General features: G+C 60.0%; 24 protein-coding genes. 12 read left to right on the forward strand and 12 right to left on the reverse strand.

Annotated elements, in window-relative coordinates:
* Positions 1–30: 30 nt before the first annotated feature.
* A complete protein-coding gene (locus AB9N64_RS20370; protein ID WP_014716683.1) occupies positions 31–213 on the reverse strand; it encodes a hypothetical protein in 183 nt (60 codons plus the stop codon).
* A gap of 333 nt (positions 214–546) precedes the next feature.
* Here AB9N64_RS20370 and azu point away from each other — a divergent pair, with 333 nt between their 5' ends.
* Positions 547–993: an azurin gene (gene azu / locus AB9N64_RS20375; protein WP_014716684.1), complete on the forward strand. Its 447-nt coding sequence runs from the start codon at positions 547–549 to the stop codon at positions 991–993.
* 136 nt (positions 994–1,129) lie between these two features.
* Here azu and nadE read toward each other — a convergent pair whose 3' ends face one another.
* The 3 genes from nadE to AB9N64_RS20390 all read right to left on the reverse strand — a co-directional run bounded on the left by nadE (position 1,130) and on the right by AB9N64_RS20390 (position 4,273).
* Entirely contained in the window at positions 1,130–1,957 is an 828-nt protein-coding gene (gene nadE, locus AB9N64_RS20380) for an ammonia-dependent NAD(+) synthetase (protein ID WP_014716685.1), read from the reverse strand.
* Positions 1,958–1,960: 3 nt separating this feature from the next.
* A complete protein-coding gene (gene pncB / locus AB9N64_RS20385; protein WP_003188094.1) occupies positions 1,961–3,175 on the reverse strand; it encodes a nicotinate phosphoribosyltransferase in 1,215 nt (404 codons plus the stop codon).
* 207 nt (positions 3,176–3,382) lie between these two features.
* A complete protein-coding gene (locus AB9N64_RS20390) occupies positions 3,383–4,273 on the reverse strand; it encodes a LysR family transcriptional regulator (protein WP_014716686.1) in 891 nt (296 codons plus the stop codon).
* 153 nt (positions 4,274–4,426) lie between these two features.
* Between AB9N64_RS20390 and AB9N64_RS20395 the strand changes: the two genes are divergently transcribed.
* The 9 genes from AB9N64_RS20395 (at position 4,427) to AB9N64_RS20435 (ending at position 15,531) form a co-directional block, all read left to right on the forward strand.
* Positions 4,427–5,917 (forward strand): aldehyde dehydrogenase family protein, encoded by a 1,491-nt coding sequence (locus AB9N64_RS20395; protein ID WP_003188096.1) that lies wholly within the window; start codon positions 4,427–4,429, stop codon positions 5,915–5,917.
* Positions 5,918–6,061: 144 nt separating this feature from the next.
* Positions 6,062–7,345, forward strand: a complete 1,284-nt coding sequence (locus AB9N64_RS20400; RefSeq protein WP_038448662.1) for an FAD-binding oxidoreductase — start codon at positions 6,062–6,064, stop codon at positions 7,343–7,345.
* A 374-nt stretch (positions 7,346–7,719) separates the two neighbouring features.
* Positions 7,720–8,856, forward strand: a complete 1,137-nt coding sequence (locus AB9N64_RS20405; RefSeq protein WP_005784282.1) for a branched-chain amino acid ABC transporter substrate-binding protein — start codon at positions 7,720–7,722, stop codon at positions 8,854–8,856.
* Positions 8,857–9,075: 219 nt separating this feature from the next.
* The gene (locus tag AB9N64_RS20410; RefSeq protein WP_003188099.1) at positions 9,076–9,990 is read left to right on the forward strand and encodes a branched-chain amino acid ABC transporter permease; all 915 of its coding nucleotides are present in this window, start codon (positions 9,076–9,078) and stop codon (positions 9,988–9,990) included.
* 2 nt (positions 9,991–9,992) lie between these two features.
* Positions 9,993–11,270, forward strand: a complete 1,278-nt coding sequence (gene livM, locus AB9N64_RS20415; RefSeq protein WP_014716688.1) for a high-affinity branched-chain amino acid ABC transporter permease LivM — start codon at positions 9,993–9,995, stop codon at positions 11,268–11,270.
* A complete protein-coding gene (locus AB9N64_RS20420) occupies positions 11,267–12,142 on the forward strand; it encodes an ABC transporter ATP-binding protein (RefSeq protein ID WP_003188102.1) in 876 nt (291 codons plus the stop codon). The genes livM and AB9N64_RS20420 overlap by 4 nt, the downstream gene beginning before the upstream one ends.
* Positions 12,139–12,855, forward strand: a complete 717-nt coding sequence (locus AB9N64_RS20425) for an ABC transporter ATP-binding protein (RefSeq protein ID WP_003188103.1) — start codon at positions 12,139–12,141, stop codon at positions 12,853–12,855. The genes AB9N64_RS20420 and AB9N64_RS20425 overlap by 4 nt, the downstream gene beginning before the upstream one ends.
* An 822-nt stretch (positions 12,856–13,677) precedes the next feature.
* A complete protein-coding gene (locus AB9N64_RS20430) occupies positions 13,678–14,445 on the forward strand; it encodes an SDR family oxidoreductase (protein ID WP_014716689.1) in 768 nt (255 codons plus the stop codon).
* 180 nt (positions 14,446–14,625) lie between these two features.
* The gene (locus AB9N64_RS20435) at positions 14,626–15,531 is read left to right on the forward strand and encodes a cation diffusion facilitator family transporter (protein WP_014716690.1); all 906 of its coding nucleotides are present in this window, start codon (positions 14,626–14,628) and stop codon (positions 15,529–15,531) included.
* A gap of 109 nt (positions 15,532–15,640) precedes the next feature.
* On the opposite strand, the gene AB9N64_RS20440 is transcribed toward AB9N64_RS20435, so the two are convergent.
* From AB9N64_RS20440 to ureE, 5 genes are all read right to left on the reverse strand, one after another.
* Positions 15,641–16,750, reverse strand: coding sequence for an AGE family epimerase/isomerase (locus AB9N64_RS20440; RefSeq protein WP_014716691.1), 1,110 nt, complete (start codon positions 16,748–16,750; stop codon positions 15,641–15,643).
* Between the two features lie 176 nt (positions 16,751–16,926).
* Positions 16,927–17,499: a HupE/UreJ family protein gene (locus AB9N64_RS20445; protein ID WP_014716692.1), complete on the reverse strand. Its 573-nt coding sequence runs from the start codon at positions 17,497–17,499 to the stop codon at positions 16,927–16,929.
* A gap of 22 nt (positions 17,500–17,521) precedes the next feature.
* The gene (gene ureG, locus AB9N64_RS20450) at positions 17,522–18,136 is read right to left on the reverse strand and encodes an urease accessory protein UreG (protein ID WP_014716693.1); all 615 of its coding nucleotides are present in this window, start codon (positions 18,134–18,136) and stop codon (positions 17,522–17,524) included.
* 14 nt (positions 18,137–18,150) lie between these two features.
* Complete coding sequence (locus AB9N64_RS20455; protein ID WP_020301618.1) at positions 18,151–18,825, reverse strand: urease accessory protein UreF; 675 nt, start codon at positions 18,823–18,825, stop codon at positions 18,151–18,153.
* On the reverse strand, positions 18,822–19,322 hold the full coding sequence (ureE, locus tag AB9N64_RS20460; RefSeq protein ID WP_014716695.1) for an urease accessory protein UreE: 501 nt from the start codon (positions 19,320–19,322) through the stop codon (positions 18,822–18,824). Before ureE ends, AB9N64_RS20455 begins: the two co-directional genes overlap by 4 nt.
* Before the next feature lie 339 nt (positions 19,323–19,661).
* Between ureE and AB9N64_RS20465 the strand changes: the two genes are divergently transcribed.
* Positions 19,662–20,168 (forward strand): C40 family peptidase, encoded by a 507-nt coding sequence (locus AB9N64_RS20465; RefSeq protein WP_103451336.1) that lies wholly within the window; start codon positions 19,662–19,664, stop codon positions 20,166–20,168.
* Between the two features lie 5 nt (positions 20,169–20,173).
* On the opposite strand, the gene AB9N64_RS20470 is transcribed toward AB9N64_RS20465, so the two are convergent.
* Positions 20,174–20,806, reverse strand: coding sequence for a TetR family transcriptional regulator (locus AB9N64_RS20470; protein ID WP_003188114.1), 633 nt, complete (start codon positions 20,804–20,806; stop codon positions 20,174–20,176).
* A 151-nt stretch (positions 20,807–20,957) separates the two neighbouring features.
* Entirely contained in the window at positions 20,958–21,278 is a 321-nt protein-coding gene (locus tag AB9N64_RS20475) for a hypothetical protein (protein ID WP_003188116.1), read from the reverse strand.
* 357 nt (positions 21,279–21,635) lie between these two features.
* Here AB9N64_RS20475 and AB9N64_RS20480 point away from each other — a divergent pair, with 357 nt between their 5' ends.
* A complete protein-coding gene (locus tag AB9N64_RS20480; RefSeq protein ID WP_371359648.1) occupies positions 21,636–23,702 on the forward strand; it encodes an AsmA family protein in 2,067 nt (688 codons plus the stop codon).
* Positions 23,703–23,815: 113 nt separating this feature from the next.
* Here the strand turns inward: AB9N64_RS20480 and AB9N64_RS20485 are convergent, their stop codons facing one another.
* Entirely contained in the window at positions 23,816–24,346 is a 531-nt protein-coding gene (locus AB9N64_RS20485) for a bacterioferritin (protein WP_014716698.1), read from the reverse strand.
* Positions 24,347–24,423 lie beyond the last annotated feature (77 nt).

Below are 24,423 nucleotides of genomic sequence, written 5' to 3' on the forward strand. Positions count from 1 at the left end.
GCTGCATTCCCACGCGGAGCGTGGGAACGATCATTCAGCTGGGTCTTTCGGGGTTTCGGTCTCGTCAGTTGCCGCTTCACCTTCGGCATCCGGGTTCAGCGCGCCGGCTTCTTCCTCTGCAGCGGCTTTCTTGCGTTGCAGCTTTTCCTCTTTCTTCTGTTCCTTGGCCAAGTCTCTCTGACGTTTGGCGAAGGAGTAATTAGGTTTGGCCATGGGCGATCCTCTAGGGTCGAAGGTGAGGGTGGGCGGCGCGCAGCTGCCTCGGGTCGTCATGGTAGCAGCTTCAGGGGGCCCTTTGCTTTCACTTACCGCAGGCGTAGGCAGCCAGAAGGCCGTTGAACAGGTGATTGAGGTGCATGGCATGAACTCCCGTGAGTGATGGGCCGATCATAATCAGGGTGCGGCAGTTTGGCTGGTTGATTGTGTTGATGAAGCTGATAGCCTAAAGTTGTATACAATCTGTTGATTCAGATCATAAGAACTCAAGCCTGATTGAGGCACCCTTACCGCAATCCGCGTTTTTAAAACCCTGCCTTGGAGATTCACATGTTTGCCAAACTCGTTGCTGTTTCCCTGCTGACTCTGGCGAGCGGCCAGTTGCTTGCTGCAGAGTGCAAGGTCACTGTCGACTCCACCGACCAAATGTCGTTCAACACCAAAGCGATTGAAATCGACAAGAGCTGCAAGCAGTTCACCGTTGAGCTGACTCACTCGGGTAACCTGCCCAAGAACGTGATGGGCCATAACTGGGTGCTGACTACCGAAGCCAATATGCAACCGGTGGCAACCGACGGCATGGCTGCGGGGATCGACAAGGATTACCTGAAAGCCGGTGATGAGCGCATCATCGCCCACACCAAGATCATCGGTGCCGGCGAGAAAGATTCGGTGACCTTCGACGTCTCCAAGCTGAAGGCCGATGAGAAATACAGCTTCTTCTGCTCGTTCCCAGGCCACATCTCGATGATGAAAGGTGCTGTGGTTCTGAAGTAAGACCGCGTTATCGTTCATCGCAGGCAAGCCAGCTCCCACATTCGACCGCATTCCCATGTTGGAATCCGGTCAAGTGTGGGAGCTGGCTTGCCTGCGATGGCGATGTGACAATCAATGCAAAACGATCAGGTTCACCTCAAGGCGCAAACGGCATCACCCGCTTGTGCTCAGTCTTGCGATAGGTCTCGCAGATAATCCTGAACGCCTCCTCACGCACCGGCTCACCCTGCAGGAACGCATCAATCTCGGCATAGGTCACGCCATGTGACGCCTCGTCCGGCTTGCCCGGCGACAGGTCTTCCAGGTCGGCGGTCGGTACCTTCTCCACCAGCGATTCCGGCGCGCCAAAGTGACGGGCAATGGCCCGCACCTGATGCTTCACCAGCCCGCTCAACGGTGCCAGATCGCACGCGCCATCACCGAACTTGGTGTAGAAGCCCATCACCGCTTCCGCCGCATGGTCGGTGCCGATCACCAGCCCACCGGCCGCGCCAGCGATGGTGTACTGCGCCACCATACGCATACGCGCCTTGGTGTTGCCCAGCACGAAGTCACGGGACGCCGCGGCCTTGCCTTCAAAGGCCGCCACTTCATTGGCCAGGGCTTTAACCGCCGGGCCGATGTTCACGGTGTGACGTTCATCCGGCTCGATAAAGTCCACCGAGGCCTGGGCGTCGTGCTCGTCGAACTGGGTTTCGTAGGGCAGGCGCACGGCGATAAAGCGGTACGCCTCATCGCCGGTGCTGGCGCGCAGTTCCTGCACCGCACGTTGGGCCAACAGGCCTGCGGTCAGGGAGTCGACACCACCACTGATGCCGAGCACCAGGGTCTTGAGCCCGGAATTGCGCAGGCAGTCCTGGATAAAGGCCACGCGCCGGGCAACCTCGGCTTCGAGTGCGGCCTGGTCCTTGAACGGGGCTTGCACCTTGAGCTGTTGTGCAATCTCACGCTGTACGGCTTGCATGATTCACTCCTTGCTGGATAGGGCAGGTACTTTGAAAACGTGACGCAAATAGGCGACAAAATTCGGGTCGGTGCAATGGGTCTTGCCCGCTTCATCGGAAATTTTTGCGACGGGCTGGCCATTGCAGGCGGTCATTTTAAGCACGATGCTCATCGGTTCCACCCCTGGAATATCACAGGTCAGGTTGGTGCCGATGCCAAAGCTCACATTAATGCGACCGCGCAACGCCCGGAATATTTCCAAGGCTTTGGGCAATGTCAGACTGTCGGAGAACACCAGGGTCTTGCTCATCGGTTCGATGCCCAGCTTGTGGTAGTGAGCGATGGCTTTTTCTGCCCACTGGATCGGATCACCGGAGTCATGGCGCAGGCCGTCGAACAGCTTGGCGAAGTACAAGTCGAAGTCGCCCAGAAACGCGTCGGTGGTGATGCAATCGGTGAGGGCGATACCCAACAGGCCACGGTACTCGCGCACCCAGCAATCAAGGGCGGCGATCTGGCTGTCGATCAGGCGTGGGCCGAGTTGCTGGTGGGCCATGATCCACTCGTGGGCCATGGTGCCCAGCGGCTTCATATCGAATTCGCGCGCCAGGTGCACGTTGCTGGTGCCGACAAAACGGCCAGGGAAATCGTGCTTGAGCACGCTGACCACTTCCTCTTGCACCCGGTAGGAAAAGCGCCGGCGCGTGCCGAAGTCCGCCACTTGCAGCTCCGACAGCTCATCGCTGCTGGCGTTGGCGGTCAACCAGTCGAACTTGCGATACAGCTGCTCGCGGGCCTGTTCAAGGATCACGGTCTGGTAGCGGTAGCGGTTACGCACCTCGCTGACGATGGCCAGCATTGGCACTTCAAACAGGATCACATGCAGCCACGGTCCGCGCAGGCGGATAAACAACTCGCCGTTCTCGATGCCGGTTTGCACATACCGCAGGTTGAAGCGAAACAGCCCGAGGAAACGCAGAAAATCCGGCTTCATAAAGCTGATGCGTTCCAGGAACCCCAGTTGATCGGGGCTCAGGCTCAGCTCGGCGAGGCGCTCGATCTGGTAACGAATCTCCGCCAGGTAAGGGCGCAGGTCTTCGCTGTTACGGCAACGAAACTCCCATTCAACTTCCACGTTCGGGTAGTTGTGCAGCACCGCCTGCATCATGGTCAGCTTGTAGAAGTCGGTGTCGAGCAGGTTCTGCACGATGCGATCGGCAAACACACTCTCGCTCATAACGGGAATCTCCAGACGGGTCGGCGATGGAGGCCGGCCTTTACGCACAATTGAGGAAGGGGGTTAGTGGCGCATAGACTTGTGGGGTTTTGCCAGTGATTTTTTCAGTAAGGCCACTGGCGCCATCGCAGGCAAGCCAGCTCCCACATTTGAAGTGCATTCCAAACGGTGGGAGCTGGCTTGCCTGCGATGGCGATTCTCCAGGCGCTAAAGCACCTGCTCCATCATCCACTTCACAAACTCGCGCACCTTGGGCACCTCTGCCGAATGCTCAGGATACGCCAGGTAGTAAGCATCCTGGCTCGGCATCGCATGTTGCCAGGGGATCACCAACTTGCCCTCGGCCAATTCCTCCTCCACCAGAAAGCGCGGCAATAACGCCACGCCGCATCCCACCTGCGCCGCACGGATACACATATAAAACGTGTCGAACCGCGGGCCATGGTAGCTGTGCTCGGTATGGAAGCCCTGGCTGGCGAACCAGTCATGCCAGCCCTGGGGCCGCGAGGCGTTTTGCAGTAGCACCAGGTCGCTCAGTTGCGTGGGGTCGGTGAAAGGCTGGGCGGGCAGGCTGTCGGGCGAACACACCGGTACCAGCTCTTCACTGAACAGTTTCAGGCTCTCGGTGCCGGGACGTGCGCCCTGGCCGAAATAGAACGCCATGTCGGCCTTGCCTTGCAGTAACTCGTCCGGGTCCTGTTCGTTGCACAGGTCCAGGTGGATCTGCGGGTGGCGCAAACGCCAGCCTTTGAGGCGCGGCACCAGCCAGCGTGCTCCGAAGGTGTAGGGCGTGGACACGCGCAGCACTTCGGTTTCGCCCCCGTAGGAGCGCAGGTAGTGGGTGGACATTTCCACCTGGGTGAGGATCTTGCGCACCTCCACCAGGTACAGGTCGCCCGCCGGGGTCATCTGCAAGCGGCGGCGCACGCGGCGAAACAGCAGGTGTTGCAACAGTTCTTCCAACTGCGCTACTTGTTTGCTCACCGCGCTTTGGGTGAGGTTCAGTTCCTCGGCGGCGCGGGTGAAGCTCAGGTGGCGGGTGGCCGCTTCGAAACACTGCAGGGCGGTGATCGAGGGCAAATGTCTTTTGTTCAGCACGGCATGCCTCTTTTTATTCTTTGCATGAATAAAGGGAATGATATCTCGCCTAATCGTCGTTTGTTGGCAAGTCTTGGGCCAGCTAAAAATAGGGCCAGGATCGCCGTGCGTATTGCGGCGCGAATTTTTGTCTGCAGATTGAAGGAGTGACCCATGGTTGCCGCATTGCTTGATCGTCTCGGGGTAAACCCGGCGCTGTACCAGGCTGGAAAACAACCCGTGCATTCACCGATTGATGGCAGCCGTATCGGCAGTGTGCACTGGGAAGGCGCCGCCGAGGTGGAGCAACAGGTCAGTCGCGCCGAGCATGCATTCGAGGCCTGGCGCAAGGTGCCGGCGCCGCGACGTGGCGAGCTGGTGCGCCAGTTCGGCGACGTATTGCGCGAGTACAAGGCCGACCTGGGCGAACTCGTTTCCTGGGAAGCGGGCAAGATTACCCAGGAAGGCTTGGGTGAAGTGCAGGAGATGATCGACATCTGCGACTTCGCCGTCGGCCTGTCGCGCCAGTTGTACGGCTTGACCATCGCCTCCGAGCGCCCAGGCCACCATATGCGTGAAACCTGGCACCCGCTGGGCGTGGTCGGCGTGATCAGCGCCTTCAACTTCCCGGTGGCTGTGTGGGCGTGGAACACTGCGCTGGCCTTGGTGTGCGGCAACGCGGTGATCTGGAAACCGTCGGAAAAGACCCCGCTCACTGCACTGGCCTGCCAGGCCTTGTTCGAGCGCGTACTGAAAAAATTCGACGGTGCCCCCGAGTACCTCAGCCAAGTGATCATCGGCGGCCGTGACGCCGGCGCTGCGCTGGTGGATGACCCGCGCGTCGCCCTGATCAGCGCCACCGGCAGCACGCGTATGGGCCGTGAAGTGGCACCCAAAGTCGCCGCACGTTTCGCCCGCAGCATCCTTGAACTGGGCGGCAACAACGCGATGATTCTCGGCCCAAGCGCCGACCTGGACATGGCCGTGCGCGCCATCCTCTTCAGCGCGGTGGGCACCGCCGGCCAACGCTGCACCACCCTGCGCCGGCTGATCGCCCATGAGTCGGTCAAGGAAGAAATCGTCACCCGCCTCAAGGCCGCCTATTCCAAAGTGCGCATCGGCCACCCACTGGAAGGCAACCTGATCGGCCCGCTGATCGACAAGCACAGTTTCGACAACATGCAGGACGCCCTTGAGCAAGCCTTGAGCGAAGGCGGCAAGGTGTTCGGCGGCAAGCGCCAACTGCAAGACACATTCCCCAACGCCTACTACGTATCGCCGGCCATCGTGGAAATGCCCGAGCAAAGCGACGTGGTGTGCAGCGAAACCTTCGCGCCGATTCTTTACGTGGTCGGCTACACCGACTTCGCCGAAGCCCTGCGCCTGAACAATGCCGTGCCACAAGGTTTGTCGTCCTGCATCTTCACTACCGACGTGCGTGAAGCCGAGCAGTTCATGTCGGCGGTGGGCAGTGACTGTGGCATTGCCAACGTCAACATCGGCCCGAGCGGCGCGGAGATCGGTGGCGCGTTCGGGGGTGAAAAAGAAACCGGCGGCGGGCGTGAATCGGGCTCGGATGCGTGGCGCGGGTATATGCGCCGGCAAACCAATACTGTGAACTACTCGCTGGAACTGCCGTTGGCACAAGGCATCACGTTCGACTGACCAGACTGATCGTTCCCACGCTCTGCGTGGGAACGCATTCTGTGACGCTCCGCGTCACGACAATGCGGACGCGGAGCGTCCAAGGCTACATTCCCACGCAGAGCGTGGGAACGAGCGGTGGTGAATTCATCCCGGAGTCTGGCAATGGCACTGCGCGAAACATGTTTATGGGAACACCTCACCCCAGGCCGTCCCGACCGAGCCGCGCTCAAGGGCGCGGTCAAGGTGGATGTGTGCGTGATCGGCGCCGGCATCACCGGTTTGTCGGCGGCCATTCATTTGCTGGAACAAGGTAAAAGCGTCGTCGTACTGGAGGCCCATCGCACCGGTCACGGCGGCTCGGGGCGCAACGTAGGGCTGGTCAACGCCGGCCTGTGGATTCCACCGGACGAGATCGAGGCCGGTTTCGGCACAGCGGTGGGCAGCCAGCTCAACCGCATGTTGGGTGCGGCGCCGTCCCTGGTGTTCAGCCTGATCGACAAGTACAACATCGACTGCCAATTGCGCCGTGAAGGCACCTTGCACATGGCGCACAACGCCCGTGGCGAGGCGGACTTGCGCAGCCGTGAGCAGCAGTGGAAGCGCCGTGGCGCACCGGTTGAGTTACTCACCGGCCAGGCCTGCGAGCACGCCACCGGTACCCGGAAAATCGCCGCCGCGTTGCTGGATCGGCGCGCCGGCACCTTGAACCCCATGGGCTACACCACTGGGTTGGCAAATGCCGCCGCAGCGTTGGGCGGGCAGTTGTTTGACCATTCTCCGGTCACCCAGCTTGAACGCCAAGGCGCCGATTGGTCGGTGCAGACCGCCGAGGGCGCGGTGCAGGCCGCGCAGGTGGTGATCGCCTCCAACGCCTACACCGAAGGCGAATGGACTGAACTGCGGCGTAACTTCTTCCCCGGCTATTACTACCAGGTGGCGTCGGCGCCGCTGACCGATGACGCGGCCAAACAGATCCTCCCCGGCGGCCAGGGTTCGTGGGACACGCGCCAGGTCCTGAGCAGTATTCGCCGCGATGCCGACGGGCGCCTGTTGCTGGGCAGCCTGGGTAACGGCAACCAGAAGCCGGCGTGGTTCCTCAAGGCATGGGCCGATCGGGTGCAGCAACACTACTTCCCGTACCTCAAACCGGTGCAATGGGAATTCACCTGGACCGGCTGCATCGCGTTCACCCCCGACCACTTGATGCGCCTGTTCGAACCGGCCCCCGGCCTGGTGGCGGTTACCGGTTATAACGGGCGCGGGGTGACCACCGGCAGCGTAGTGGGCAAGGCGTTTGCCGACTACCTGTGTCACCAGGACCCCCAAGCCTTACCGATCCCTTTTGCCCCTATGCAACCTCTGGCCGCTGTGGGCCTGCGCAGTTGCCTGTATGAAGCCGGCTTCTCGCTCTATCACGCCGGGCAATGCCTGAGGATCGTGATCTGATCAGCGAAATACTCCTCAGAAGCCTGCGTTTTCTTAGCAGGCTACCCATCTGTATTGGTGCAAGTCGTAGCAATCACGCACTGTAAATGTGCAGTTCCGTTACGCACATTGTTACAGCTGTAGGAACTGTCGTTTATGCCTGTGGTTGCAGGTGCGACCTACCAGGGTTGTACTTTTTTGCAGTGCTGGTTGCACCCGTAGACGCTAGACGGTTGCACGTCCTGGCAAAAGGCGTCGAAACGCCTGTAATAACAATGACACCGTGTCTTTTTGAAGAATAAAAAAGTAATGGCACGCGGCTTGCTCTGAGCTTTCAGTGAAAAGTTTGAATGCAAGTTGTCGTGCCAAAAATCAAAAATATCGGAGCACCACTCATGTCCCAGACGTTTTACAAGAAAGGTTTTCTGGCCCTCGCCGTTGCTGCGGCGCTGGGTGTTTCTACGTTTGTTCAAGCTGATGTGAAAATTGGTGTGGCGGGCCCGATGACGGGTGCCAACGCCGCTTTCGGTGAGCAGTACATGAAGGGTGCCCAGGCGGCAGCCGACGTTATCAACAAGGCCGGCGGCATCAACGGCGAGCAGATCAAGCTGGTGGCGGGCGATGACGCCTGCGAACCCAAGCAGGCCGTGGCCGTGGCCAACCGCCTGGCCGACCAGGACAAAGTGATCGGTGTGGTCGGGCACTTCTGCTCATCCAACACCATCCCGGCGTCTGAGGTTTACGACGAAGCGGGCATCATCGCCATCACCCCAGGCTCCACCAACCCACAAGTGACCGAACGCGGCCTGGGCGCCATGTTCCGTATGTGCGGGCGTGACGACCAGCAAGGCATCGTCGCCGGCGACTACATCGTCGACGTGCTCAAGGGCAAGAAAGTCGCGGTGATCAACGACAAGGACACCTACGGCAAAGGCCTGGCCGACGCCACCGCTGCGCAGTTGACCAAGCGCGGCGTCAAGCCGGTGCTGGAAGAGGGCCTGACCCGGGGCGAGAAAGACTTCAGCGCCCTGGTTACCAAGATCCGTTCCCTGGGCGCCGACGTCGTGTACTTCGGCGGCTTGCATCCGGAAGCCGGCCCACTGGTGCGCCAGATCCGCGAAGCGGGCCTCAAAGACGTCAAGTTCATGTCCGATGACGGCGTGGTCACCGACGAACTGGTAGCCACCGCCGGCGGCGCGCAGTACGTTGATGGTGTGTACATGACCTTCGGCGCCGACCCGCGCCTGCTGCCAGACAGCAAGACGGTCGTGGAAGAGTTCCGCAAGAACGGTACCGAGCCTGAAGGCTACACCCTGTACGCTTACGCCTCGATCCAGGCCCTGGCCGCCGGCTTCAACGGTGCCAAGTCCAACAAGGGCGAAGACGCTGCCAAGTGGCTCAAGGCCAACCCGGTTAAAACCGTCATGGGCGAAAAAGCCTGGGATGCCAAGGGCGACCTGAAAGTCTCTGACTACGTGGTTTACCAGTGGGACAAAGACGGCAAATACCATCAGTTGGAAAAGCAGAAGTAATAACGCGACGGCCTGAACACCTTGATCCCTGTGGGAGCCGGGCTTGCCCGCGATGACGGACTCAATGCCAACCCTGTGTTGAATGTGAAACCGCTATCGCAGGCAAGCCAGCTCCCACAGAGGGCCTGGTTGCCTGCTCTATTGCAACAAACCTGTCTTTTCCTCCAGAAGCGCCGCACACCCACCGGTGTGCAGGTGCTCACCGCGTGAGATTGCGTTATGGATGGTATTTTCCTGCAGCAACTGGTCAACGGCCTGACCCTCGGGTCGGTCTATGGCCTGATCGCCATCGGCTACACAATGGTCTATGGCATCATTGGCATGATCAACTTCGCCCACGGCGAGGTTTATATGATTTCCGCTTACCTCGCGGCGATCAGTCTGGCACTGCTGGCTTACTTCGGCATCGAATCCTTCCCGCTGCTCATTCTCGGTACTTTGATCTTCACCGTAGTCGTCACCGGCGTGTACGGTTGGGTGATTGAGCGTGTCGCCTACAAACCCCTGCGTAACTCCACCCGCCTGGCACCGCTGATCAGCGCCATCGGTATCTCGCTGATCCTGCAGAACTACGCGCAGATCGCCCAGGGCGCCAAGCAACAAGGCATTCCCACCCTGCTGGCCGGCGCCTGGCGCGTCGATATCGGCACCGGGTTCGTGCAACTGACCTACACCAAAGTGTTCATCCTCGTGGCGGCGTTCGCCGGCATGGCCTTGCTCACCTACATCATCAAATACACCAAGCTCGGCCGCATGTGCCGCGCCACCCAGCAAGACCGTAAGATGGCCTCGATCCTGGGCATCAACACCGACCGCGTGATCTCCTACGTGTTCGTCATCGGCGCAGCCATGGCTGCCCTGGCCGGCGTGCTGATCACCCTCAACTACGGCACCTTCGACTTCTATGCCGGCTTCATCATCGGCATCAAGGCGTTTACCGCGGCGGTCCTCGGCGGCATCGGCTCCCTGCCTGGGGCGATGCTGGGCGGGATCATCCTCGGTATCTCCGAGTCGCTGTTCTCGGGGTTGATCAACTCTGACTACAAAGACGTGTTCAGTTTCTCCCTGCTGGTGGTGATTCTGATTTTCCGTCCCCAGGGCCTGCTTGGTCGCCCACTTGTGGCGAAGGTGTAAACATGTCTGCTGCCAAATCCATTGATATCAAGAAAAGTGTGGTCGATACGGTCCTCGCGGGGCTGATTTCGCTGATCGTATTCGGCCCGATTGTCGGCGTGGTGCTCGACGGCTACAGCTTCAACCTGGAACCTGCGCGGGTTGCCGTGCTGGTCGCTATCGTGATGGCCGGGCGCTTTGCCTTGAGCCTGTTCCTGCAAACTTCCAAGGGCGTGAAGATCCTGCAGGGGTTCGAGAGCAGCGGCTCCGGCGTGCACGTGCTGCCACCGGACTACAAGTCGCGGCTGCGCTGGATCATCCCGGCGTTGATCGTGATCGCCATCGTGTTCCCGATCTTTGCCAACAAGTACCTGCTCACCGTGGTGATCCTGGGGCTGATCTACGTATTGCTCGGCCTGGGGCTGAACATCGTGGTGGGCCTGGCGGGCCTGCTCGACCTGGGTTACGTGGCGTTCTATGCCATCGGTGCCTACGGCCTGGCGCTGGGTTATCAATACCTGGGCCTGGGCTTCTGGACGGTGCTGCCACTGGCGGCCATCGCGGCGGCGTTGGCGGGGTGCATACTCGGCTTCCCGGTGCTGCGAATGCACGGTGACTACCTGGCCATCGTGACCCTGGGTTTTGGTGAAATCATACGCCTGGTGCTCAACAACTGGCTGTCGTTCACCGGCGGCCCGAACGGGATGCCCGTGCCGTCACCGACCTTCCTGGGCCTGGAGTTCGGCAAGCGTGCGAAGGATGGCGGCATTCCGTTTCACGAGTTTTTCGGCATCGATTACAACCCCAACATCAAGTTCATGTTCATCTACATCGTGCTGTTTCTGGTGGTGCTGGCCGTGCTGTACATCAAGCATCGCCTGACGCGCATGCCGGTCGGTCGCGCCTGGGAAGCCCTGCGCGAAGATGAAATCGCCTGCCGTTCCATGGGCCTGAACCATGTGCTGGTCAAACTCTCGGCCTTCACCATCGGCGCGTCCACCGCCGGTTTGGCCGGGGTGTTCTTTGCCAGCTACCAGGGCTTCGTCAACCCATCGTCGTTTACCTTCTTCGAGTCGGCGTTGATCCTCGCCATCGTGGTGTTGGGCGGCATGGGCTCGACGGTCGGCGTGGTGATCGCAGCGTTCGTGTTGACCGTGGCGCCGGAACTGCTGCGTAGTTTTTCCGAGTACCGCGTGCTGCTGTTTGGGGTGTTGATGGTGGTGATGATGATCTGGCGACCGCGTGGCTTGATTCGGATTAGTCGTACCGGTGTGACGCCACGCAAGGGGGTAGCGCCATGAGCAAGGAAGTCGTGCTGTCTGTCGAACACCTGATGATGCACTTCGGGGGCATCAAGGCCCTCAGTGATGTGAGCCTACAGGTCAAACGCAACTCGATCTTCGCCCTGATCGGCCCCAACGGCGCCGGCAAGACCACGGTGTTCAACTGCCTCACCGGCTTTTACAAAGCCAGTGGCGGCAAGATCGAGCTCAACGTGCGGGGCAAGCAAACCAACGTCATTCAGTTGCTGGGTGAGCGCTTTGAGGCCACCGACTTTGTCTCGCCCAAAAGCTTCCTCAGCCGCGTGTACTACAAGATGTTCGGCGGCACCCATCTGGTGAACCGTGCCGGCCTGGCGCGCACTTTCCAGAACATTCGCCTGTTCAAGGAAATGTCGGTGCTGGAAAACCTGCTGGTGGCCCAGCACATGTGGGTCAACCGCAACATGCTTGCCGGCATCCTCAATACCAAAGGCTACCGCAAGGCCGAAAGCGATGCGCTGGACTGCGCATTCTACTGGCTGGAAGTGGTCGACCTGGTGGACTGCGCCAACCGTCTGGCCGGCGAGCTCTCCTACGGCCAGCAGCGCCGCCTGGAAATCGCCCGCGCCATGTGCACGCGGCCGCAGATCATCTGCCTGGACGAACCGGCAGCGGGCCTCAATCCACAGGAAACCGAAGCCCTCAGCGCGATGATTCGCCTGCTGCGCGACGAACACGACCTTACGGTGGTGCTGATCGAACACGACATGGGCATGGTGATGAGTATTTCCGACCACATTGTGGTGCTGGACCACGGCAACGTGATCGCCGAAGGCGGCCCGGATGCGATCCGCAACGACCCGAAAGTGATCGCCGCCTACCTGGGCGCGGATGAAGAGGAGTTGGTATGAGTGCACCTATCCTCGAAATGAAGGACCTGGACGTGTTCTACGGCCCGATCCAGGCCCTGAAAAAAGTCTCGCTGCACATCAACGAAGGCGAAACCGTCAGCCTGATCGGCTCCAATGGCGCGGGTAAGTCCACGTTACTGATGTCGATCTTCGGTCAGCCTCGGGCCGAGTCGGGGCAGATCCTCTACAACGGCGTCGACATTACCCACAAATCGTCCCACTACATCGCTTCCAACGGCATTGCGCAGTCGCCGGAAGGGCGGCGGGTGTTCCCCGACATGACCGTCGAGGAAAACCTGCTGATGGGCACTATCCCCATTGGCGACAAGTTCGCCAGCGAGGACATGCAACGCATGTTCGAGCTGTTCCCCAGGCTCAAGGAGCGGCGCAACCAGCGGGCGATGACCATGTCCGGTGGTGAGCAACAAATGCTCGCCATCGCCCGTGCGCTGATGAGCCGGCCCAAGCTGTTGCTGCTCGATGAGCCAAGCCTGGGGTTGGCGCCGATTGTGGTGAAGCAGATCTTTTCCACCCTGCGCGAGCTGGCGTCCACCGGTATGACCATCTTCCTGGTGGAGCAGAACGCCAACCATGCGCTGCGCCTGTCGGACCGAGCGTATGTGATGGTCAATGGTGAGATTCGCCTGACCGGCACCGGCAAGGAGTTGCTGGTGAACGAGGACGTGCGCAACGCCTACCTGGGCGGCCACTGACCTAAGATCCAGGCGCATCAACCCTGTGGGAACCGGGCCTTATGTGGGAGCCGGGCTTGCCCGCGACAGCATCACCTCGGTTTAGCTGACATACCGAGGTGGCCGCATCGCAGGCAAGTTAGCTCCCACCCAAAGCCGGTTCCCACATTTGTTTTTGCGATGTCCACAAGCGCTCAACCAAATTGTGGAAAACAAATCCAGCCCACCTCAAAAGCGCGACATATAGTCGCCGCAAATCCCTGTTTTGTCACAGTTTTGACTTGTCCCCATCCACTGTGGAACCGGCTGTGGGTAACGTGGGAGTAGCTGGCTGAAAGCCTTTAACCACGTGGCTTGTAGCGTGTTGGTTGTTTTTCGATCAGTGTGTTTTTCGCGACCGTCTCAAGGGTTTGTCAACCTGTTTAAAGACACAGGTATATGAACGAAATAAGTCGTTCCGGCCTGTGGATAAGTCTGTGATTAAACTCTGGAAAGACGCGCGCAGGGGCCGCAATGACTGGCCTGGAGCCATCGTTGTGTTTTTCAGCATTTGTCGCCGGCTACATAGGCGCTTGCCCAGGTCAAGCAAAAAACTTTATAAAACCGCCTGCAACCCTTGTACACAGTGGCTTTGAGCCGTTTGCACTTGCCCCCAAAGACTGTGGGCGCAGTTGTGGATAACCTGCGCGCATATGGCTGCAAGCTACGGTTTATAAGGCTTTGCGTCGCTTGATTAAAAAGTGATCAGTCAAGCATGCGCGTGTGTGCACAGCGGTTGCCGCAAACGCGGCGTAAGGGCATTCTGCTGGCTGTTTTTTTCCCGATGCCCGCAAGGAGAACACCATGTCCGACACGCTGTTTATCACTGGCGCTACTTCAGGTTTCGGCGAAGCCTGTGCCCGTCGTTTTGCCGAGGCCGGCTGGAAACTGGTGCTCACCGGTCGTCGTGCCGAGCGCTTGAATGCCTTGGTCCAAGAGCTTTCCAAGCAGACCGAAGTGCATGGCCTGGTGGTGGATGTGCGCGACCGCAAAGGCATGGAGGAGGCCATCGCCAACCTGCCGCCGTCGTTCGCCACGCTGCGCGGCCTGATCAACAACGCCGGCCTAGCCGTGGGCACCGACCCTGCGCCCAAGTGCGACCTCGACGATTGGGAAACCATGGTCGATACCAACATCAAGGGCCTGCTGACCACCACCAACCTGCTGTTGCCGCGCCTGATTGCCCATGGCCGCGGGGCCGGGATCATCAACCTGGGCTCCATCGCCGGTAACTACCCGTACCCGGGCAGCCATGTGTATGGCGGTTCCAAGGCGTTCGTGAAGCAGTTTTCGTTGAACCTGCGCTGCGACCTGCAAGGCACCGGCGTGCGCGTGACCAATATCGAGCCGGGCTTGTGTGAAAGCGAGTTCTCCCTGGTGCGCTTCGGCGGTGACCAGGCGCGTTATGACGCCACCTACGCAGGTGCCGAGCCGATCCAGCCGCAGGACATTGCCGATACGATTTTCTGGGTGATGAACACCCCGGCCCACGTGAACATCAACCGCCTGGAGCTGATGCCGGTGAGCCAGACCTGGGCTGGGTTTGCGATTGAGCGTGGGGCCAAAGGCTAAGACCGCGTCGCTGCCATCGCAGGCAAGCCAGCTCCCACATTTGACGGTATTCACACATCCAAATGTGGGAGGGGGCTTGCCTGCGATGGCGGCAAATCGGCCAAAATGCGGCATAAGGTACACTGCCCGCCTGAAAACCCCACCGCACCCAGCGGTTTAAAGGTTTTGACAGGAGGCAATGTGAGTAACCGAGGTGAGCAGGCACTGCTCAAACAATCGACTATCCTGATGTTCGCAGTCGCGATCGCCGGGATTGTCACGGGTGTGATATCCGGCGCCCAATCCATTCTGTTCGACGGCTTTTTCTCGCTGATCGCCACCGCCATCAAGGTGCTGATGCTGATCACGGCCAAGCTGATCGCCAAGAAAAGCAACGAGCGTTTCCAGTTCGGCTATTGGCACCTGGAGCCAATGGTGCTGTTGATCGAAGGCAGTTTCCTGCTGCTGATCGCCATCTACGCGTTCCTCAATGGCGTGTTTGGCATTATCAATGGCGGGCGCGAAATCGAGTTAGGGCTGGTGATCATTTATGCGGCGGTGTTTACCGTCGTGGAGTTCGCCTACTTCTTCTATGTGCGCTACCGCAATCGCACACTCAAATCGTCATTGATCCAGTTCGACAACATCAGTTGGCTGGTGGACGCGATGCTGTCGGTGGGCTTGCTGATCAGCTTCCTGGCCGCACTGTTGCTCAAGTCCCAGGGCTATGGCGAGTGGGCGGTCTACGTGGACCCGTTGATTCTGATCCTGCTGGCCCTGAGCATGCTGGCGCCAGCATTCAAGATCCTGCGCCCGGCGCTGCGCGAAGTGTTGGGCATCGCGCCGGATCACTTGGACGACAAGGTCCGCGAAGTGATGGACGCCGCGCAGGCCAAGCATGGTTTCGACGACTATGTGTCCTATGTGCAGAAGCACGGGCGTGCGCGGTTTATCGAAATTCATGTGGTGCTGCCAGCGAATTACCCGGTGGATAACGTCGCGACTCTCGATGGGCTGCGGGAAGAGATATCCACAGGGCTGGGGGCGGCGGATGCGGCGCGGTGGTTGACGATCAGTTTTACCGGGGATCGCAAGTGGATTGCCTAAAGTCTGTTAGAGCGAGGTGAGGCTATCGCAGGCAAGCCAGCTCCCACATTTAAATGTGCGAACACTATCAACTGTGGGAGCTGGCTTGCCTGCGATGGGGCCCAGCAGGTCAGCCCAGATGCTGGACCAAGCCCTGATAGCAAGTCGCCAAATGATAGGGCGTAGTCGAAGGCATATCCCGTCGGCTCACCTTACCCTCGGCATCCAGGCATTCATGCCAACCCTTGGCATGCAAAAAGCGCTGTTGCAACGCCTGCAACTGACGCTGCAGCACCGCTTCGCTACTTGGTCGCAATGTCAGCGCCCGCAGGTACTCCGCCTGTGCCCAGATCCGTTGGGTACCGTCGCGCACCGTGCCATCCAGCGCGAGCATGCCGCTGACCGCCCCGCTTAACTTATCCACACCCTTTTGCTCGGCATAGGCAAATGCCCGTGTCAGCGAGCCATGCAGTGCGGTGCCGCGTAGCACAGCTGAAGACTCGAGCAAAAAGAACCATTCGAACTGGTGCCCCGGCTCAAACCAGTTATCCACAGCGCCCACAGGTTTTTCCATCATCACGCCGTGCTCGCGGTCGATGAAACGTTGCTGCATGGCCGTCGCCAGTGCCAGCAGGGCCGCTTGTACCTGGGCGTCCTCACGCACCGCGAGGGTGGCCAGGAAACCTTCGGCCAGGTGCATCAACGGGTTTTGCAACGGGCCGGAGTCGAGCGAGGCCCAGTTGCGCTCCAGTACGGCCTCGTACAAGCCGTCACCGGTGGCAAAACGTTGGGCGACGACTTCCAGGGCAGCGTTGAGCACCGATTCCACCAACGGCTCACGCATCTTGGCCCAGTAATGGGCGCAGGCAAAAATAATGAAGGCGTGGGTGTAGAGGTCTTTGCGCTTGTCCAGCGGTTGGCCGGCAGGGTCGATGCTATAGAACCAGCCACCGTGTTCGGCATCATGGAAGTGCCGTTGCAGGGAGCGAAACAGCGCTGCCGCACGTTCTTCGGCGAAAGCCGCGCCGGGTTCGCCGATCAGGCTGGCGAACAGGTACAGCTGCCGGGCGCAGGCCATGGCGCGATAGCGCTGAGGGGGCAGTGGCTGGTGATCGGCATCCAGTGCCTCAAAGGGCAGTGCCAGGTCGGCATTCCAGCCCGGGCCTTGCCAGAGAGGCACGATCAGGTCATGGAAGTGCGTGAGCACAGGCGTCAGGGAAGAGGGGGAAGCGATGGGCATTGGCTGGCGTCGTCACGGCAGGGGTGTAGGCGCGCATGGTAGCAGGCTGATCGTTCCCACGCTCTGCGTGGGAATGCATTTTATGACGCTCTGCGTCATGCTTTGGGACGCAGAGCGTCTTCGGCTGCGTTCCCACGCGGAGCGTGGGAACGAGAGGCCCTCAGCAGTGCCGCAAATCAGCCCGCCAGCAACCACACCCCAGTCGCCGCCGAAGCCGCCCCGGCCACTCGCACCAAGGGTGCAGCAGCAGCTGGCAAAAAGCGCACGACTGCATAACCGGCTGCATGCAACGCCGCGGTCGCCCCCACAAACCCAGCGGCATACGCCCAAGGGCTGGTCATATCCGGCAGTTCCAGGCCATGGGCCACGCCATGAAACAGCGCAAACAACGCCGTGGCGCCCACGGCCACGAACAGCGGCGGCCGCACCGCCAATGCTACCGCCAGGCCCAAGGCCAGCACCGAAGCAGCAATCCCGCTTTCCAGCGCCGGCAGTTGCAGCCCTTCAAAACCCAGCACGCCGCCGATCAGCATGGTGCCGACAAAGGTGCATGGCAGCGCCCAGCGCGCGGCGCCTTTTTGTTGGGCCGCCCAGAGGCCTACCGCAAGCATGGCCAGCAAGTGATCGAGGCCGCCCAGGGGATGGCTGATACCGGCCATCAGGCCATTGTCGCCATGGCCCGGATGGGCGAAGGCCAGGGCAGGCGCGAGCAGCAGCGCGGCGGCGGCGAAAAGTCTGTTGAGTCTCATGGACAGGTTCCTTATGGGTTGATCAGGCGGCGGTCAGCAGGCCCTGGCGTTCGATGAAGGCGACGATGTCATCCAGGCCGACCCCGGTTTTCTGGTTGCTGAACACAAAGGGTTTGCCGTTGCGCATGCGTTGAGTGTCGCTGTTCATCAGGTCCAGCGACGCGCCGACCAGCGGGGCCAGGTCGATTTTGTTGATCACCAGCAGGTCGGATTTGCAAATGCCAGGCCCGCCCTTGCGCGGCAGCTTGTCGCCCGCAGACACATCGATCACATAGATGGTCAGGTCCGACAGTTCCGGGCTGAAGGTGGCCGACAGGTTGTCGCCGCCGGACTCCACCAGAATCAGGTCCAGGCCCGGAAAACGACGGTTGAGTTGGTCCACGGCCTCCAGGTTGATCGAGGCATCTTCGCGAATCGCCGTGTGTGGGCAGCCGCCGGTTTCCACGCCGATGATGCGCTCCGGCGCCAGGGCCTGGTTGCGCACCAGGAAGTCGGCATCTTCACGGGTATAGATGTCGTTGGTCACCACCGCCAGGTTGTAGCGATCGCGCAGCGCCAGGCACAGGGCCAGGGTCAGGGCGGTCTTGCCCGAGCCTACCGGGCCGCCGATACCGACGCGCAGGGGTTGTGTGTTCATGTGCTTCTCCAGAATCAGGAACGGAACAGGCGGCTGTACTGGCGCTCGTGGGCCATGCACGCCAGGGACAGGCCAAAAGCAGCGCTGCCCAAATGGTTAGGGTTAATGCGCTCGGCATCCTGCTGGGCTTGTTGCAGCAGCGGCAGCAGTTCACTGGTTAGACGCTGGGCGGCTTGCTGGCCCAGTGGAAGGGTTTTCATCAGCACGGCCAATTGGTTTTCCAGCCAGCTCCACAGCCAGGCGGCGAGGGCGTCGTCGGCGTTGATGTGCCAGGCGCGCGCGGCCAAGGCCCAGCCAAGGGCCAGGTGCGGTTCGTCGCGTTGAGCGAGAAAGTCACGGGCGCTGTCGTCCAGTTCCGGCAAGCCGTTGAGCAACTGTTGCAGGGAGTAGCCCATCTGGCGGCTTTCCTGATACAGCTCCCGGGTCTCACGGCTGGCGCGGTGCTCGTCGCACCACTGCGCCAGTTGCGCCCAGTCCTGCTCGATGGCTGCGCGGCAATGGGCGAGCAACAGCGGCGCTTCGAAACGCGCCAGGTTGAGCAGCAACTGGTCACTGATCCAGCGTCGGGCGCTCGCGGCATCCTGCACGCGGCCGTTGTCCACCGCCATTTCCAGGCCCTGGGAATAGCTGTAACCGCCAATCGGCAATTGCGGACTGGCCAGGCGTAGAAGCGCCCAGGCTGGGTTCATAGACGTACGCCGAACTGATGCAGCTTGGGGGCGTAGTTGAAGTCTTCATCCCCATGGCGCGAATGATGATGGCCGCCGCCATAGGCGCCGTGCTCGGGTTGAAACGGCGCTTCGATGGTCTGTGCATCGGCACCCAGCTGTTCAAGCATGGCCTTGAGCACGTAGTCATCGAGCAGGCGCAGCCAACCGTCACCGACTTGCAGGGCTACATGGCGGTTGCCTAGGTGATAGGCGGCGCGAGTCAACTCGAACGCGTTGCGGCAGGTGACATGCAGCAGTTGTTCAGGGCGGGCGCACACCCGTACGACGCGTCCGTCTTCTGCCTGTAGGAATTCACCATCGTGCAAGGGCGGCTGGCCCCGCTCCAAAAACAGGCCGACGTCTTCACCGTCGGCACTGAAACAGCGCAGGCGGCTTTTGCTGCGGGCTTCGTAATTGAGCAGCAACTCGGCGGCCCAGAGGGCTTGGGGGGCGATTCGGCGATGTATCACCAGCATCAGAGAGCTTCCAGCTGTGAGCGATGAAAGACCTAGAGCAAGGGGCTTGCCAATCACGGGATTGAGTCGGAATTCCCTGTAGTCAGGCAGGCATGCTGCTCAATAGGGCGTCAGATAATTCAGTGTGTGAATCAATTTGGTGCGTGGCGAGGTTTATAGCACCGGCGAAGGGCGTTTTGCGTTGATGGAGGCGCTTGTCTTGATGAAATTTCTTTCATCTTTTTCTCTGTAGGCAGTTTTTAGGATTTGTCCTACGAATCATGAGGATTTGGAGTTCATGAGATTACCTGAGGGTTCTTTAGGCTATGCGCCCTGTTTAATACCACCGCGACGTTCATCATGCTTCGATCAATTTTCTGTATATGCCTGGTCAGCCTGACCTTCTTTATTTCATCGGCATCGGCCAATTTTCAGCCCCGCGCCAGCTTCGGCTCGTCGCTGCAAAGCCTCAAGCCGGCTTCCATCGACGACGTGATCGACCGCGCCCATGAGTTGCTCGGTACGCCCTACAAGTGGGGCGGCACCTCGGCGGAGCAGGGCTTCGATTGCAGCAGCTTCCTGGTGTACCTGTTCAAGACCCAGGCCAATATCCAGATACCGCGCACCACCACGGCCATGCACCGTTCATCGGCGGCGACCATCAAGCGCAATGCGTTGAAGCCTGGGGATGCGGTGTTTTTCAAAGGCAACGGGCGCGGCCAGGTCAGCCATGTCGGGCTTTACATTGGCCACGGCAAATTCATTCATTCGCCGCGCACCGGCAAAACCATTCGTATCGATTCATTGAGCAATAGCTACTGGAACAAGCACTACACCAGCGCCAAACGGTTCCACACGGCGGGTTGATTGCTTTATTCGGTGCTGCCCAGCCCTTGCCAATGCTTGAGGCCGATAAAGATAAAGCGCAGTTGCTGGGTGATTTTCGCTTGGGGCGTAAGGTGGGCCGGCAGGGCGTGGGCCGGTGGGTCGATGATATCGGGCAGGGTGGCGAACACGCTCTTGACGATCAGGTCGGCCATCACATGCAAACCTTCGGCATCCAAGTGCTGGAGTTTGGGCATCAGCGTCAGGTCGGCGGCCAGGTCGCGGGTGATGTCTTCGCGCAGGGCGGCGATGGCTTGGCGCACGGCCAGGCAGCCGCCGTACTGTTCGCGAGCCAGGAACAGGAACTGAGAGCGGTTAGCCGAAACCACATCGAGAAAGATGCGCACCGAGGCATCAATGATGCCGCCCATCACGAATTCGTTGTGGCGCACCAGGCGGATCGTGGCGCGAAAGGTCTGGCCGACCTCGCTGACCAGTACCAGCCCCAACTGGTCCATATCGGCGAAATGGCGATAGAAACCGGTGGGCACGATACCCGCCGTCTTGGCCACTTCACGCAGGCTCAGGCTGCCAAACCCACGGCCGCACTCCATCAGATGGCGGGCTGCGTCCATCAGGGCGAGGCGGGTCTGTTGCTTCTGTTCGGCGCGGGGCAGCATGAGCGGATGAGCTTTGTCGGCAAGTACAGCGACGCACTCTAGCAAAAGCGCTTTGCCGGCGTCGAACTTGGCAGGGGCGGGGCGTGACGCGGTCTATATAAAAGCAAAAGCCCGATCGGCAGATCGGGCTTTTTTCTGGGCCACCACAGGCTTAGCTCTGTGCTTGATGCAGTTCTTGCAGACGGTCGGCACCGCCTTCAGCAACGCCTTCGGTGTAGGCACGTTTGTTGGCTTGTTCAGCACCGCCTTCGACCAAACCTTTCTCTTGCAGACGGTTGTAGCCATTTTCAGCTACGGCGCCTTTGGCGTAATCACGGTTTTCGTCTTCTTGCGAACCGCTGCGAGCCACGGTTTGGCTGGTTTGCACGGCTTGGGCTTTGTTCTGTGGGGTGGCCTGTTCGGCAGCTGGCAGGGCAAAGGCGCTGGAAGCCAGGACAGATAACAGAACGGTAGCGAGTAATTGGCGTTTCATGATGGTTGCTCCTAGGGAGGGCGATAAAGTGGGTACAGGGCTAATGTTACCCTTGATAAGTCGATATAAAAGTTCATAAACACAATGGTAATAATCAACAGAATTGATTGTTCTCGCCGGAGGCTCTAGATCGAGCCTCTCAAGCCCGCGGCTTTGCACCGATGTGGGTATTTTCGACACGAACCTGGGTAACAATGGTGCGTCGTCGATGGGGAAAATTGTCTGGTTGATCAGGAAAATCGCTTTTTTCGGCTAAATCCGCCGTTGCGTTAAACCCCCAGGCACTTTGCCAGTCGTAGTCCTATAAGCTGTTTAAAAGGCTGTTGCCCAGCCAGTCGTATTCAGGAGTCCTGTGCAATGACGCGCACTCGTAAAATTCTCGCTTGGAGCTGCGCCAGCTTCGTTCTGTTGATTGCCATCGTGGTACTGGTGTTGGTGTTCTTCGACTGGAACCGCATCAAGCCGCCCCTCAATGCCAAGGTCTCCGAAGAACTGCATCGTCCGTTCGCCATCAACGGCAACCTCGCAGTGGTGTGGCAGCGTGAGCCCGATGAAGGCGGCTGGCGCGCCTGGGTGCCGTGGCCCCATGTGATTGCCGAAGACCTGACCCTGGGTAACCCCGATTGGTCGAAACAACCGCAGATGGTCACGCTCAAGAAGGTTGAGCTGCGCATTTCGCCCCTGGCCTTGCTGGTGCAGCGTGTGGTGATCCCCCGCATCGACCTCACCGAACCCAGTGCCCAGTTGCAGCGCCTGGCGGATGGCCGCGCCAACTGGACGTTCAAGTTCGACCCCAAGGACCCCAACGCCGAACCGTCCAACTGGGTGGTGGATATTGGCGCCATCGGCTTCGACAAAGGCCATGTGACCCTTGACGATCAAAGCCTCAAGACCCAGCTGGATGTGATTATCGACCCGCTGGGCAAGCCGATCCCCTTCGGTGAAATCGTCGGCGACGCCGATGCCAAGAAGGCCCTGGAAAAAGGCTCGGCGCCCCAGGACTACGCGTTCGGCCTCAAGGTCAAAGGTCAATATCATGGTCAGAAGCTCGCGGGCACGGGCAAGATCGGTGGCTTGCTGGCCTTGCAGGACGCGGCCAAGCCGTTCCCGCTGCAAGCCCAGGTCAAGATCGCGGACACCAGCATCGCCCTGGCTGGCACCCTGACCGACCCGCTGAACCTCGGCGCCCTGGACTTGCGCCTGAAGCTTTCAGGCAGCAGTCTGGGCAACCTGTATCCGCTGACCGGCGTGACCCTGCCGGATTCGCCGGCCTATTCCACCGACGGCCACCTGATCGCCAAACTGCATGAGGCCAGCGGCGCCTCCTTTCGCTACGAGAACTTCAACGGCAAGATTGGCAACAGCGACATCCACGGCGACCTGGCCTATGTTGCCAGCCAGCCACGGCCCAAGCTCAGTGGCGCGCTGGTGTCCAACCAACTGCTGATGGATGACCTGGCGCCTTTGATTGGCGCGGACTCCAACGCCAAGCAAAAAGCCCGTGGCGGTGAAAGCAAGCAACCGGCGACCAAAGTGCTGCCGGTTGAGGAGTTCCGCACCGAGCGTTGGCGCGATATGGATGCCGATGTGGAGTTCACCGGCAAGCGTATCGTGCACAGTGCCGACTTGCCCTTTACCGACCTCTACACCCACCTGGTGCTCAACGACGGCCAACTGAGCCTTGAACCCCTGCGCTTTGGCGTGGCCGGTGGGAAGCTCGATGCGCAGATTCGCTTGAACGGCCGCACTACGCCGATGGAGGGCCGCGCCAAGCTGACGGCGCGCAACTTCAAGCTCAAGCAGTTGTTCCCGACTTTCGAACCGATGAAAACCAGCTTCGGTGAACTCAACGGCGATGCTGATATTACCGGGCGCGGTAACTCGGTGGCGGCACTGTTGGGCACATCCAACGGTGACCTGAAGATGCTCATCAACGATGGTGCCATCAGCCGAAGCCTGATGGAAATCGCCGGGCTCAACGTGGGCAACTACGTGGTCGGCCGCCTGTTCGGCGACGAAGAGGTAAAGATCAACTGCGCGGCGGCGGACTTCGGCATCAAGACGGGCCTGGCGACCACACGGTTGTTTGTGTTCGATACCGAGAACGCGATCATCTACATCGACGGCACCGCGAATATGGCCACCGAGCAACTGGACCTGACCATCACGCCGGAATCCAAGGGTGTTCGCCTGTTCTCCCTGCGTTCACCGCTTTACGTCAATGGACCTTTCATCAAGCCCAATGCTGGCGTGAAAGCCATTCCGTTGGCGCTACGTGGTGCAGGCATGGTCGCCCTGGGCGTGATCGCCGGGCCGGCCGCTGGCTTGCTCGCCTTGGTTGCCCCAAGCGGTGGCGAGCCCAATGAGTGCGCACCGTTGCTGCAACAGATGAAGGAAGGCAAGGCGCCCAAGACCGTGAAGTAATTGTGGGAGCGGGCTTGCCCGCGATAGCGGGGTATCAGTCAATGATTTATCAACTGATCCAACGCTATCGCGAGCAAGCCCGCTCCCACAGGGGGATGTTGCGGTGTTAGTTATTACAGATCCTGCAGAATATCCGCCATATCGTCCGCGTGTTCTTCTTCCTGAGCCAGGATGTCTTCGAAGATGCGGCGGGTAGTCGGGTCTTTGTCACCGATGTACTGGATGATCTCGCGGTAGCTGTCTACTGCGATCCGCTCGGCCACCAGGTCTTCGTAGACCATTTCCTTCAAGGTGTTACCCGCCACGTATTGCGCATGGGAGTTTTTCGACAGCAGGTCGGGGTTGAACTCCGGCTCGCCGCCCAGTTGCACGATACGCTCGGCCAGTTTGTCAGCGTGCTCGGCTTCCTGGGTCGCATGTTCCAGGAACTCATCGGCAGCCACGCTGGCCTTGAGGCCGTTGGCCATGAAGTAGTGACGCTTGTAGCGCAACACGCAGACCAGTTCAGTGGCCAGCGACTCGTTGAGCAGTCGGATGATTTCCTGACGGTCGGCGTCGTAGCCTTCGGTCACGGCACCGTTTTCGACGTTCTGGCGGGCGCGGCTGCGCAGGGTCGCAACGTCAGTCAGTTGTGCTTGAGTCATTTCAATCTCCTGGGGCTAATCCGGTTGTACGCCACGCTCTGCCGGCGTGATCGCTATTGGTTGTGAGTCCCGGGCCA

This window comes from Pseudomonas sp. KT_2_4, assembly GCF_041410225.1.
Classification (GTDB): domain Bacteria; phylum Pseudomonadota; class Gammaproteobacteria; order Pseudomonadales; family Pseudomonadaceae; genus Aquipseudomonas; species Aquipseudomonas paracarnis.